Raw genomic sequence first — 14,472 nt, forward strand, 5'->3', positions numbered from 1 at the left:
TGAAGTAAATATTTAAGCGTAAACGGAGTCATTTTGACATAAAAATGTAAGTTTAGTAAAGCAAAAAGCGCTGTAAAAGTCATTAGAGTGACTTAAATTTAAAGAGATACAACCACTCACAATTATTTTTTCATCAAAAGTAAAAATTTACATTTTTAACATTGCGAAAAAAAACAGTATAAATATAATTAAAAATAATTTGTATTAACGATATTGGTTAATGAAATTTACATAAATTTTATAGAGGAGAACTTATGACTGTGACTAATCGTCAAGAAGTCTTACAAAATCGCTTAGGACCTGAAATTCAAGAATTAAAAGAAAATATTCTAACGATTGTGCTTTCAACGGTGGATAAAGACGGTAACCCGAATGTGAGTTATGCGCCTTTTGTGATTAATAATGGTGAATACCAAGTACTGATTTCGACTATTGCTCGTCATGCACGTAATTTAATTGAAGTACCGAAAGTATCGTTAATGTTGATTGATGATGAATCTAAAAGCCGTCAAATTTTTGCTCGTCGTCGTTTAACTTTTGATGCGACTTCTCGTTTAATCGAGCGTGAAGGCGAAGAGTGGGAAAGTGGTTTGAAAGCATTGAAAGCGCGTCATGGCGATCTTATTGATGAGCTTTCGAAAATGAAAGATTTCAAATTATTTAGTTTTAAACCGACACAAGGTCTTTTTGTAAAAGGCTTTGGTAAGGCGTTTGAAGTTAGCCCGGATGATCTTGTGAATATCGTTCACTTAGATGAAGGTCATAAAACAGAATAACTATATTATTAAATATTTACTGTGCTGGTTGTTTGCTAGCACAGTTTTTTTATTTTATATAAAGGAGAATGATTGTGATTAAGTTTCGTTTTAACCTGTCTGTTGCGGCACTTTGTGTTTTGCAATATAACTTTGCATTGGCACAGGAACAAGTGCAGCTCGACACTGTTATTGTAAAAGATGGCATTCAGCAACAGAAAATTTCTGAAATCAAAAAATCAGCGAAACAACTCGCAAAACAACAGGTACAAGATTCGAGAGATCTTGTTCGTTATGAAACCGGTGTGACGGTGGTTGAAACCGGACGTATGGGCAGTAGCGGTTATGCGGTGCGAGGTGTAGATGAGAACCGTGTTGCAATTACAGTAGATGGCTTACATCAAGCGGAAACGCTTTCATCTCAAGGTTTTAAAGAATTATTTGAAGGGTACGGCAATTTTAATAATACTCGTAACTCGGTAGAAATCGAAACGCTGAAACAAGCAACGATTCGTAAAGGTGCGGATTCTGTTCGTGTCGGTAGCGGCGCTTTAGGCGGTGCTGTGATGTTTGAAACCAAAGATGCTCGTGATTTTTTAACGGAAAAAGATTACCACTTTGGTTATAAAACCGGTTATTCAAGTGCTGATAATCAAAAAGCTAATTCTTTGACCTTTGCCGGTCGTTATAAAAATTTTGATATTTTAGCGTTAAAAACTTGGCGGGACGGTCATGAATTGGAAAACTATGACTACAAAACGGCTAACGGTAGTGTACAGGGGAAAGAGCGAGAGAAAGCGGATCCTTATTCAATTAAGAAAGATAGTACCTTAATTAAATTTGGTTATTCACCTTCGGATAATCACCGCATTAGCGTAGTTGCGGATTTGTATGAGAAGAAAAACAGAGGTCACGATTTCTCCTACAACTTAAAGCCGACAACTTACATTAACGTTGACGAATATGAGTTACGTCATACGAATGATAAGAGTAAGCGCCAAAATTATGCGTTTGTGTATGAGAATTTTAGTGCGAATCCATTATGGGATACGTTAAAACTCACTTATTCAACGCAAAAAATTAAGAATCGCGCAAGAACGGATGATTATTGTGACGGGGCCCATTGTAAGGAAACGAGTAATCCGGCTGGATTACAGTTAAAAGACGGCAAAGTAGTAGATAGAGACGGTAATCAACCGAAGTTAGGTGTCGGCGAATTAGGGCTAACCACAATTACCGATTCAAAAGGTACTTACACTGAAGGTGTAAATTTGGTGAGAGATTATTGGTTTGATTGTAGTGTTTTTGACTGTAATAAGTCTGTAACGGCCTATAAAAAAAGCTACGATGGCACGATTACATCTGAACAAGTTGCTTTAGATAAAACCTATACGGATGAGAAAGGACGAAAATTTGCGGCAATTACTAATAAGCAATTCAATAATGTCCTATTACCGGAAAGCAAAGGCTATACGGAAAATATTTATACCGAACGAGATTTAGATACGAATACGAAGCAAGTTAATCTTGATTTAACCAAATCATTTTCTTTATTTGAGAAAGAGCATTCGTTGGAATATGGTGGTAGTTACGCTCATACAGAGAAAAAGATGGTTAACCGCAGTGGTTTTGGTGCAACGAGTAATAGCCAGTGGTGGGCGAAACGTTTTCTGGGGATGAAACGAGATTTCTTTAAAGGAACGGAAGAACCTATCAATTGTAAAAATGCAACCGGTAGCGATCAATGGAACGGTTTACTTTGTCCGAATGAAGATACATTTTCATTCTTAATTCCGGTTGAGGCGAAAAATGGCTCGTTATATTTTGCTGATAATTTAAAAGCAAATAACTATTTAAGTTTTGATATCGGCTACCGCTATGATGATATTAGCTATAAGCCCAAATATGTTGCGGGACAGACGGCGAAGATTCCGGACGATATGTTACAAGGGCTATTCGTGCCGCTACCGGAGCGACCGTCAAAAGAACAGATTCGCCAAAATGCCGAAGAAAACATTAAATATTTATCACGTAATGTGAAATATCAAAAACATTCTTATTCATTAGCGGCAACAGCGGATCCGTTTAGTTTTTTACGTGTGCAAGTAAAATACGCGAATGGATTTAGAGCGCCGACTTCGGATGAGCTTTATTTTACCTTTAAGCATCCGGATTTTTCCGTATTGCCTAATGTGGATCTTAAGGCTGAACGTGCAGAAACCAAAGAAGCAGCGTTAACTTTACATGGTGATTTAGGCTTTATTACGACCAGTTACTTTAAAACGGATTATGATAATTTTATTGATTTAAAATATCTTGGTCCTAAAAATTTAGTGAATGCTTTTGGTGGTAGTGCAACGGCAAGACCCTATCAAATTTACCAAAATGTAAACCGCCAAGATGCGAAGGTGAATGGTTTGGAAATTAACTCTAAACTGAATTTTGGCCAATTATGGCAAGCTTTAGAAGGTTTTAACGTAAGTTATAAATACACTTATCAAAAAGGTAAGATGGAAGGGAATCTACCACTTAACGCAATTCAACCAAGAACCTCCGTGTTTGGTTTAGGCTATGAGCATCCGGAAGATAAATTCGGTGTAGATGTTTATGTTACCCGTGTAAGTGCGAAGAAGGCGGAAGATACTTACAATATGTATCACAGCGAAGAAAAAGCAAAAGATAGCTACTTAAAATGGCGTAGCGATGCTTATACGTTGTTAGATATGATTGCTTATGTTAAACCGTGGAAAAACGTTACCTTGCAAGCAGGTGTTTATAATTTACAGAATCGCAAATATCTGACTTGGGAATCGGTTCGTTCAATTCGTCCGTTTGGTACGAGTAACTTGATTAACCAAGCGACAGGTAAAGGATTAAATCGTTTCACTGCTCCCGGAAGAAACTTTAAGTTAACCGCAGAGGTAACTTTCTAAGTAAAATACCCGATAAATCATTGTTTATCGGGCATTTTTTTGCAAAAAAATCTTAAAATTTAACCGCTTGTTATAGTTTTACCGGCTCAATAATTTCACTTGGGTAACAACCTAATACTTTGACATAGCTTGTTACATCTTCTAAAGCTTTTAACGCCTGTTGGGTATTTTCAGCATGCGTATTTGCTTCTAGTTCCACATAGAACATTTCTTCCCAAGGTTTACCGTAAATCGGGCGAGATTCCAATTTGGTCATTCGGATTTGATGTTGTTTAAAGACCATTAACGCATCCACTAATGCACCGGCTTGTTGAGAAGTGGTCATCAGTAATAACGTTTTTGTTTGTACTTGTGGCGAAACGTTAATCGCTTGTTTCGCTACCACGATAAAACGTGTGATATTGTTTTGTTGGTTGGCAATATCGGTTTTGATATTGGTTAAACCGTAGAGTTTACCGCCGTCCTCATTGCCTAATGCGACGATATTCGGCTTATTTAAACGAGCGACCATCTGCATTGCGTGTGAGCTGCTTTCGCAATACTTGATATGGACTTTATTCAGGCTTTGAATAAATTGGCTGCATTGTTGAATCACTTGTGGGTGACTGTACAAGGTATCAATTTCAGCAAGATCTATATTACCGTTTGCCAGTACGCAGTGCTTGATCGGGTAAGCTAATTCACCAACTACCGCTAAATCGGTATGTTGTAATAAATCATATACGTCATTGATTGAACCTGAAGTGGTGTTTTCAAGCGGAAGCACACCAAATTCGGCTTCACCTTCACTCACCTTATCAAACACTTGTTGGAACGAATCACAGCTCAATTCAATTAAAGAACCTTGATATTTTTTAGCAAATTGACGAGACGCCATATTGGAATAAGAACCACGCATACCTAAAAAGGCAATCGATACATTTTGTTCTTTTTGCTCGTTTAATTTATTTTGCAGATAATTTTGCTGAGTCAACACGGAATCTTCGATAATACGTTGGAAAATTTGTGTGACATATTGCGGATCTAATTGGTAATTTTCCGCTTCGGCATGGTTTACTAGTGCTTGTAATAGCTCTTTTTCTCGTTCGATATCACGTAGCGGTTTTTGTGTGATTTCTTTGCTACGAACAACATCAAAAGCAAGCCGATGACGTTCGGCAAGTAATTTCAGTAAATGGCGGTCAAGTTGGGTGATTTGTTGGCGGATATTGGATAGATCTAAAGACATTGCGTTTTCTCTTAATTATTTGATTTATCAAGATTATAGCGATTTAGTTGATAAAAAAAAGATAAGCGGTCAAATTTGCAAAATTTTTTGCAAATTTGACCGCTTGTAAGAATAGAGGGAGGTTAGTTAGCAATACCCTTATGACGTAATAATGCGTCTAAGGTTGGTTTACGACCACGGAAACGTTCAAACAATACCATCGGTTCTTCCGAACCGCCACGCGTCAGAATATTATCTAAATAAGATTGACCTGTCGCTCGGTTGAAAATACCGTCCTCTTCAAATTTTGCAAAGGCATCCGCTGATAATACTTCCGCCCATAAGTAACTGTAATAACCTGCGGCATAGCCACCTGCGAAAATATGGCTAAAGCTATGTGGGGTACGCACCCATTCAGGTGTGCGAACCACAGCAACATCCGCTTTTACTGCTTTTAAGGTATCTAACACCAAGCCTTCACGAGGTTGTGCCAAATGCAAACGGAAATCGAATAAACCGAACTCTAATTGTCTTAATACAAACATTGCCGCTTGGAAGTTTTTCGCCTTGAGTAACTGGGTTAATTTATCTTTCGGTAACGGTTCGCCGGTTTGATAATGCCCCGAAATAAATTCAAGTGCTTCCGCTTCCCAACACCAGTTTTCTAAGAATTGGCTCGGTAATTCCACCGCATCCCATGGCACACCGTTGATCCCCGCAACATCACCGACATCAATTTGGGTTAGCATATGATGGATACCGTGACCGAACTCATGGAATAACGTAGTGACTTCGTCATGTGTAAAGAGTGCCGGCTTATCGCCAATCGGTTTATTAAAGTTACAAGTTAAGTATGCTACCGGTTTTTGTAATGCTCCGTCCGCTAAACGTTTTTGGTTGATACAATCATCCATCCACGCACCGCCACGTTTATTTTCACGTGCGTATAAATCTAAATAGAATGCACCGCGTTCTTCGTTTTGCTCATCGTAAATTTGGAAGAAACGCACGTCTTCGTGCCAAGTATCAATACCGAATTTTTCTTCGATACGTAAGCCGAAAATACGTTTCATTAATTCAAATAAGCCAGAAAGTACACGATCTTCCGGGAAATAAGGGCGAAGTTCTTCATCATTGATTGCATATAACGCTTGTTTTTGCTTTTCACTATAGAATGCAATATCCCACGGCTGAAGTTCGGTTACGCCGTATTCTTGTTCCACAAAAGCATGTAATTCCGCTAATTCTTTTTCACCTTGTGCTTTTGAACGTTTGGCTAAATCTTCTAAGAAATCGACAACTTGTTGCGGGTTCTCCGCCATTTTGGTAGCAAGAGAAAGATCAGCATAAGTTTCAAAACCTAATAATTGCGCCATTTCTAAGCGTAATTTAAGTTTCTCATCGATATTTGCCGAGTTATCCCATTTGCCTGCATTTGAGCCTTGATCAGAAGCACGGGTTGCATACTCTTTATAAATTGCCGCACGTAGTTCACGGTTTTCGCAGTAAGTCAGTACCGGATAGTAACTTGGGAATTCTAAAGTAAAGCGGTAACCTTTTTTACCTTTGCTTTCCGCAGAAAGTTTTGCCGCTTCTAAGGCGGATTCAGGCAAGCCTTGAAGCTGTGCTTCGTCTGTGATCACGATATCCCAGCCCATTGTGGCATCAAGGACATTATTACTGAATTGCGAGCTGAGTTCAGATAAACGGACAGACACTTCGCCATAACGTTTTTGTTTATCTGCGGGTAATGAAATCCCTGAAAGTTCGAAATCACGTAGACTGTTTTCAATCGCTTTTTTCTGTGCAAGCGAATAGCTCTCAAACTCCGGTGAGTTTTTAAGTTTTACATAGCCTTGATATAAGCCTTGGTGTTGTCCCGCCCAAGTACTGTATTCGGAAAGTAGCGGTAAGCAAGCCTGATAAGCTTCACGTAGTTCCGGCGAGTTTTTTACCCCGTTTAGATGACCGATAGGCGACCATGCACGCGCAAATTTATCTCCGGCAATTGCCTGCGGCATGTAGAAATTTTCCCAAGTCGGATTTTCGATTTGAGCAACTTGTTCAATAGTATCGCGACATTCTTTAATCACTGCTTCTACTGCAGGTTGGATATGCTCCGGTTTGATTTGTGAAAATGCAGGTAAACCGGTGTAATTTAAAAGAGGATTGGACATTGTTTATTTCCTTTTTCTTAGTCGAAATGAGTTATTAGTCTTAGCATCATACACCAAAGTTTCATAGAAACAGAAATCACGAGGAGTTTTTTAGTTATTTTTATATATAACTTGTTTGATGAAGATAAAGCATACTCAATAAGTATATATAATTTTTTTAAGGTTATTATTGAAAGTAGGTGTTTTTTAAAGTAAATTAACACCCTTAATTTTTTTATGGCTTTAGGTTGAATAAAATGAAAAAAAATAGTTTGGCGTTGAGTTTATTACTTTTAATTTCTTCAAATACACTATCTGCGTCGGAGGAGACACTAGATATGATTACTGTTGAAGGCAATACGCCGGATACGAAAGGTAATTTGTTAGGAGATGGTTTAAATATCAATGAAAAAGTGGTAGATAGTCAAACGCTAAAGCAAAGGGGAACAACATTAGGTAATGCACTTTCCGGAGAATTAGGCATTCATTCCAGCCAGTTTGGCGGAGGATCAAGTACGCCGATTATTCGCGGTCAAGAACGCAAACGGTCTAAAATTTTGCAAAATAACGGTGAAACCTTTGATATGTCGGAATTATCTCCCGATCATGCTGTGACCGTAGACGCTTTACTTGCAAAGCGTATTGAAATTTTACGTGGACCTACAACCTTACTTTACAGTGCGGGGAATAATGCCGGACTAATTAATGTGGTTGATGAGAAAATTCCGAGTGTGTTACCGGAAAAAGGATATGAAGGACAAGCCGGTGTACGTTTTAGTTCTGCAAATAAAGAACGTTTAACTTATGTCGGCTCTACTTTTGCATTAGGTAATAATTTTGCCTTACGTTTACAAGGATTATATAACAAAGCCTCTGAATATTATGCACCGAAATTTACCATTGAGGGTAAACCTTATCATCGAGTGCCGGACAGTGATCTTCAATCTCAATCAAGCACGGTCGGACTTTCTTGGATTGGAGAGAAAGGGCATTTAGGTGTAGCTTATACGGATCAACGTAATAAATACGGTTTAGTTGGGCATACGCATCAATACGATCATTATACGATTAGTATTATTCGCCAAGGCGTAATGTTTAGGAAAGGCTATTTACGCTTTTATCCTCATTTAGCGGAAGAAAGCGATATCGATTATAACAATCCGGGACTTCGTTTAGAGCACTCGCATATCCCCGGTGGTTCTCATTATGGTATGCAAGATCATCCGCATGGTAAGCCATGGATTAATATGCATTCTAAACGTTATGATATTGACGGCGAATTAAAGAATCCGTTAAAGGGCATCGAATCACTCAAAGTCACTGCGAATTATGTCGATTATTTTCATGATGAAAAAGATGGTGAAAGAGTTGAGAACTACTTTAAAAATAAAGGGAAAAATCTACGTCTTGAGTTAGTACATTCTGAATGGAACGGGTTAAAAGGTGCGATTGGTGCACAATATTCTCAAGCGCTTACCAGTGCATTATCGCTAGAAGCTGCTCGAGTAGTAAATAAGCAGCAATTACTGAATAATCCGAAAACCAAGCAATTTAGTGTATTTGGTATTGAGCGCTTAAATCTTGGGGATTTTTCATTTGAATTAAGTAGCCGTATTGAGCGTCAGAAAATATCAATGGATTATGATGTTAAGTTAATTGATCAATGGTTAGGCTTTAATACGCCAATGCCAAATTTGGAACCGCATAAGGAAACCGGCTACTCTTACGGTTTTGCTACACATTGGTATTTTGCTCCGGAGCATAAATTAACATTAAATGCGGCACATCAAGAACGTTTACCAAATGCTCAAGAACTATATGCACATGGCAAACACATTGCGCTAAATGCTTTTGAAGCCGGTAATAAAAACTTGAATAAAGAACGCTCAAATCATATTGAGTTGGCTTTAGCCCATATGGGAGAGAAGTGGGACTATAAATTCAATATTTATCACACTCGTTACGGTAATTATATTTACCCGCTTACGTTAAACGATAACCGTGGTCCTAAATCCTTGACTGATGAATATAATTTGAAAGTAAACCGCTATTACCAAGGAAAAGCTCGTTTTAGTGGGGTAGAAGGTGAAATTGGCTATCTCTTTACGCCGAATTATCGTCTTGCCGTATTTGGTGATTATGTTCGTGGTAAATTAACAGATCTTCCTGATATTCCGAAAGGTTATTACATTTTTGGTGCAAAAAGAGGTCAGGTTTCAGCTTGGGATAGCCAGCCGGATATCTCAGCGCCGCGTGTACCGCCATTACGTTTAGGGGCTAGATTTAATGCGGATTTCAATCAAAATTGGTCGGGAATGTTAGAGTATTACCGTGTATTTGCTCAGAATAAAGTGTCGAAATATGAAAAAGCAACATCGGGTTATCATCAAGTAAATGTCGGTTTAACTTACAATAAAGTATTGAATCAGATGGAATATCAAGTATTCCTAAAAATGGATAACTTGCTAAATCAGAAAATCCATCAGCATGTATCTTACTTACCTCATATTCCACAAATGGGTAGAAATGCAATGCTTGGTATGAATGTGACTTTCTAATGAGACTTTTAGAATAAATAAAATCCCCAAGATATTTAATCGTATCTTGGGGATTTTTTATTCTTATGTTATGGGGTTAGAATTTCACGGTATGTCCGTAGCTTTCAATAATTTTTTGAATACGTTCAAGATCTTCTTTTGGCGGCGGCAATATACCGTCCAATTCATATTTATAGCCAAGCGTTTCCCATTTATGTGCGCCTAGGCGGTGATATGGCAACAGTTCAACTCTTTCAATATTTTGCATACCTTGGATAAATTGCCCTAAGCGGTGTGCAGAATCATCATCATCGGTATAACCCGGTACAACAACATAACGAATCCAAGTGCGTTTATTTAATTTTTGCAGGTAGCGAGCAAAATCAAGTGTACGTTTATTCGATACACCGATTAAATCTTGGTGGATTTCATCATTTAGCTGTTTTAAGTCGAGCATAACTAAATCAGTCACTTCAAGCATTTCATCGACTACCGGGCTGTAATGGCGCACAAAGCCATTTGTATCCAAACAGGTATCAATACCTTCCGCTTTACACGCTCTAAACCAATCTCGCACAAATTCCATTTGTAATACAGCTTCGCCGCCGGATGCAGTTACACCGCCACCAGTCGCTTTCATAAAGTGTTTATAGGTTACCACTTCTTTCATCAGATCTTCGACGCTGATTTCTTTACCGCCATCAAGATCCCATGTATCACGGTTATGACAGTATTTACAACGCATTAAGCAGCCTTGTAAAAATAGAATGAAGCGAATTCCCGGACCATCAACAGTACCGCAAGATTCGTATGAATGGTAACGAGCAATAGACATATATGATTCCTTCAATTAATAAAATATAAATTCGTTTTTGTTATTTTAACAGAATATCAATAAAGAAGCGGTCAGATTCCGCAAAAATTTTGCAAAATCTGACCGCTTGAAGAACTCAATGTGAGGGATTACATTGATTCAGTAAATGTACGAGTAATTACGTCCATTTGTTGCTCTTTAGTTAAAGAGTTGAAACGTACCGCATAACCAGATACACGAATTGTTAATTGTGGATATTTTTCTGGGTGCTCAACCGCATCTAATAATGTTTCACGGTTTAATACGTTTACGTTTAAGTGCTGACCGCCTTCAACGGTTGCTTCGTGGTGGAAGTAACCATCCATTAAGCCTGCAAGGTTACGTTTTTGAGCTTCGTAATCTTTACCTAATGCGTTTGGTACGATTGAGAAAGTGTATGAAATACCGTCTTTCGCGTAAGCAAACGGAAGTTTTGCAACAGAAGTTAATGATGCAACCGCACCTTTTTGGTCACGACCGTGCATTGGGTTTGCACCTGGACCGAACGGAGCACCAGCACGACGACCGTCAGGCGTATTACCAGTTTTCTTACCGTAAACCACGTTAGAAGTGATAGTAAGAACTGACTGTGTTGGAGTCGCATTGCGGTAAGTTTTGTGCGTTTGAATTTTCTTCATGAAACGTTCAACTAAGTCACAAGCGATTTCGTCTACACGGTTGTCATTGTTACCGAATTGCGGATATTCGCCTTCAATTTCGAAGTCTAACGCTACATTTGAAGCCACTACGTTACCATCTTTATCTTTGATGTCGCCGCGAATTGGTTTAACTTTTGCGTATTTAATTGCAGATAATGAGTCCGCCGCAACAGAAAGACCTGCGATACCACATGCCATTGTACGGAATACATCACGATCGTGGAATGCCATTAATGCCGCTTCGTAGCTGTATTTATCGTGCATGAAGTGGATGATATTTAATGCAGTCACATATTGTGTTGCTAACCAATCCATGAAGTGATCCATACGAGCCATTACATCGTCGAAGTTTAAATATTCGTCTGTAATCGGTGCTGTTTTTGGACCAACTTGTGCACCAGATTTCTCATCGATACCGCCGTTGATTGCGTATAACATTGTTTTCGCTAAGTTTGCACGCGCACCGAAGAATTGCATTTGTTTACCAACAACCATCGGAGATACGCAACATGCGATTGCATAGTCATCGTTATCGAAGTCAGGACGCATTAAGTCATCGTTTTCATATTGTACTGATGAAGTATCGATTGATACTTTTGCACAATAACGTTTGAAACCGTCCGGTAATTGTTCAGACCAAAGGATAGTTAAGTTTGGCTCTGGTGATGGACCCATTGTGTAAAGGGTATTTAAGATACGGAAGCTGTTTTTGGTTACTAGTGTACGACCGTCTAAGCCCATACCTGCTAAAGTTTCAGTTGCCCACATTGGGTCGCCTGAGAATAATTGATCGTATTCAGGTGTACGTAAGAAACGAACCATACGTAATTTCATTACTAAATGGTCGATTAACTCTTGCGCTTCTTCTTCTGTGATTTTACCTGCTTTTAAGTCACGTTCGATATAGATATCTAAGAATGAAGATACACGACCGAATGACATTGCCGCACCGTTTTGTGATTTAACTGCAGCAAGGTATGCGAAGTAAGTCCATTGAACCGCTTCTTGTGCAGTTTCTGCCGGACGAGAAACGTCAAAACCGTATGATGCAGCCATTTGTTTGATTTGACCTAATGCACGGTGTTGTTCTGCGATTTCTTCACGTAATTGGATTGTTGCTTGGATATCTTCACCCGCTTCTAAACGAGGTTGTAATGAAGCAAATTGTTTTTGCTTGTCTTTCATTAAGAAATCCGCACCGTATACTGCTAAACGACGGTAGTCACCGATAATACGACCACGACCGTAAGCATCCGGAAGACCAGTAATTACACCTGATTTACGGCAACGTAAAATGTCCGGAGTATAAACATCGAACACACCTTGGTTATGTGTTTTACGATATTCAGTAAAGATTTTTTCTACTTCAGGGTTTAAGGTACGACGATAAACTTCGCAAGAACCTTTAACCATTTTGATACCGCCAAACGGGATAATCGCACGTTTTAATGGCGCATCAGTTTGAAGACCTACAATTTTTTCTAAAGCTTGATCAATATAACCTGCTTTGTGAGAAGTAATTGTTGATGGAGTTTCGCAATCAATATCGTACGGTTCGTGAGTTTTGTTCTCAACTTTGATTTTTTCCATCACTTCTTCCCATAACTTAGTTGTCGCAGCTGTTGCGCCAGCTAAGAAAGACTCATCGCCTTCATATGGAGTATAGTTTTTTTGGATAAAATCACGTACGTTTACTTCAGTTTGCCAGTCGCCACCAGTAAACCCTGCCCATGCTTTTTGTTGAGCTTCAGTTAGTTGAGTCATTTTAAGTCCTCTGTTTGTTAGTAAATTAAGTTTTACAAGCGGTCTTTTTTGCAAAAAATTACACAAATTAAACCGCTTAAATCGAAATTTTATTAGTGTTTACGAATGTATAAGAACCATTGTACTAAGCCGATGAAGAACACTCCCCCGACAATATTTCCTAATGTTACTGGAATAAGATTCTTAACAATAAAATGATATAAATCTAAGTCTGCGTATTGTGCCGGATCGACATTAATAGCCGTCCAGAATTCAGGTGATGCAAATTGCGAAATCATCATACCCATCGGGATCATAAACATATTTGCAACACAGTGCTCGAAGCCTGATGATACAAATAATGCGATCGGCATAATCATAATAAACGCTTTGTCTGTCAGACTTTTACCGGCATTTGCCATCCATACCGCAAGACAAACCATAATGTTACATAAAATACCTAAGGTAAAAGCTTCCATCCAAGTATGATGAATTTTGTGTTGTGCCGTTTTAAGAATGGTTAATCCCCATTGACCGTTTGCCGCCATAATTTGACCTGAAAGCCAAATAAGCACAACCATACTCAAACCACCGATAAAGTTACCGCCATACACAATGAACCAGTTTCTAAACATTTGGAACCAAGTGATACGATGTGTCGCTTTAGCCACAGCGGTTAGTGTTGATGAAGTAAATAATTCCGCACCGAATACGACACATAAGATAACGCCTAAAGAGAAAACGGTACCTCCGACGAGTTTTGCCATCCCCCACGGCACATCTGCAGCACCGGTTTGTGTTGTGGTGTAAAAGACAAAAGCAAGAGCGATGAAACCGCCTGCTAAAATTGCCGAGATGAAAGAATATAATTGATGTTTAGTTGCCTTATAGACTGCACCGTCTTCAGCGATTTTTGCCATTTCAGCAGGTGAGAACATTTATAATCCTTAAATATAAATTTGAAAAATTACAGAAATTGTTGAGAATTATAGACCTGTTAATGCAATACTCAAAATAAAATTGCCATTATATTGAGGTAAATCAAAAGCGAATTTTGATGTAAATCAAATTGAAACTTAATTGAAAATTTTAGTTAAAATACACCGATCATTTTATTAACAAAAATATTACAAATTAGCATGATAGATTATTTTAGTTCCGTATTTAATTTCTTTTTCTCAGAAGAAAACCAATTAATCTCAATGTTCCTAAGCGCTTTTTTAAGTGCGACGGTTCTGCCTGGTAATTCCGAGTTGATTTTTAGTGCATTGGCATCAAAAAATTTATTGGCGGAACAAACGATATTTTCTACAAGTATGCTGTGGTTAGTTTTGATTGCCACATTAGGCAATAGCCTCGGTAGTATCATCACTTATGCGATGGGATTATTAATTCCTAAGCCGGTTAATTTGCAACATCGTTCCGCAAGATTAGCGCTGTCTTTATGTGAAAAATATGGTGTGTTTGCGCTTCTTCTGACGAGCTTACCGGTTATTGGCGATGTATTATGTGGTATGGCGGGTTGGCTCAGATTGAATATTTGGCAAACGGTATTTTTCATTACATTAGGAAAGTTAGTGCGTTATTTGTTACTACTTTTTATGCTTTATCCTTTTATATTTTAATCGT

General features: G+C 38.4%; 9 protein-coding genes. 4 read left to right on the top strand and 5 right to left on the bottom strand.

Annotation, left to right across the window (positions count from 1 at the left end):
- Window positions 1-254: 254 nt before the first annotated feature.
- Window positions 255-776 (top strand): heme utilization protein HutZ, encoded by a 522-nt coding sequence (gene hutZ, locus EL121_RS08615; RefSeq protein ID WP_039196155.1) that lies wholly within the window; start codon window positions 255-257, stop codon window positions 774-776.
- A 68-nt stretch (window positions 777-844) separates the two neighbouring features.
- A complete protein-coding gene (locus tag EL121_RS08620) occupies window positions 845-3,688 on the top strand; it encodes a TonB-dependent hemoglobin/transferrin/lactoferrin family receptor (protein ID WP_039196156.1) in 2,844 nt (947 codons plus the stop codon).
- A gap of 70 nt (window positions 3,689-3,758) precedes the next feature.
- On the opposite strand, the gene EL121_RS08625 is transcribed toward EL121_RS08620, so the two are convergent.
- Both EL121_RS08625 and prlC read right to left on the bottom strand, forming a co-directional pair.
- A complete protein-coding gene (locus EL121_RS08625; protein ID WP_039196158.1) occupies window positions 3,759-4,916 on the bottom strand; it encodes a chorismate mutase in 1,158 nt (385 codons plus the stop codon).
- A 122-nt stretch (window positions 4,917-5,038) separates the two neighbouring features.
- Window positions 5,039-7,072: an oligopeptidase A gene (prlC, locus tag EL121_RS08630; protein WP_039196160.1), complete on the bottom strand. Its 2,034-nt coding sequence runs from the start codon at window positions 7,070-7,072 to the stop codon at window positions 5,039-5,041.
- A 317-nt stretch (window positions 7,073-7,389) separates the two neighbouring features.
- On the opposite strand from prlC, the gene EL121_RS08635 reads away from it, so the two are divergent.
- Entirely contained in the window at window positions 7,390-9,609 is a 2,220-nt protein-coding gene (locus tag EL121_RS08635; RefSeq protein ID WP_231554682.1) for a TonB-dependent receptor, read from the top strand.
- A gap of 76 nt (window positions 9,610-9,685) precedes the next feature.
- Here the strand turns inward: EL121_RS08635 and pflA are convergent, their stop codons facing one another.
- From pflA to focA, 3 genes are all read right to left on the bottom strand, one after another.
- Window positions 9,686-10,423, bottom strand: a complete 738-nt coding sequence (gene pflA, locus EL121_RS08640) for a pyruvate formate lyase 1-activating protein (RefSeq protein WP_039196164.1) — start codon at window positions 10,421-10,423, stop codon at window positions 9,686-9,688.
- Window positions 10,424-10,551: 128 nt separating this feature from the next.
- Complete coding sequence (gene pflB, locus EL121_RS08645; RefSeq protein WP_039196166.1) at window positions 10,552-12,864, bottom strand: formate C-acetyltransferase; 2,313 nt, start codon at window positions 12,862-12,864, stop codon at window positions 10,552-10,554.
- A gap of 92 nt (window positions 12,865-12,956) precedes the next feature.
- A complete protein-coding gene (gene focA, locus EL121_RS08650; protein WP_039196168.1) occupies window positions 12,957-13,781 on the bottom strand; it encodes a formate transporter FocA in 825 nt (274 codons plus the stop codon).
- A 201-nt stretch (window positions 13,782-13,982) separates the two neighbouring features.
- On the opposite strand from focA, the gene EL121_RS08655 reads away from it, so the two are divergent.
- Window positions 13,983-14,468, top strand: a complete 486-nt coding sequence (locus EL121_RS08655; protein WP_039196170.1) for a YqaA family protein — start codon at window positions 13,983-13,985, stop codon at window positions 14,466-14,468.
- Window positions 14,469-14,472: the final 4 nt, after the last annotated feature.

Origin of the sequence: Actinobacillus equuli (assembly GCF_900636745.1) — a bacterium.
In the GTDB taxonomy this organism is placed as follows: domain Bacteria; phylum Pseudomonadota; class Gammaproteobacteria; order Enterobacterales; family Pasteurellaceae; genus Actinobacillus; species Actinobacillus equuli.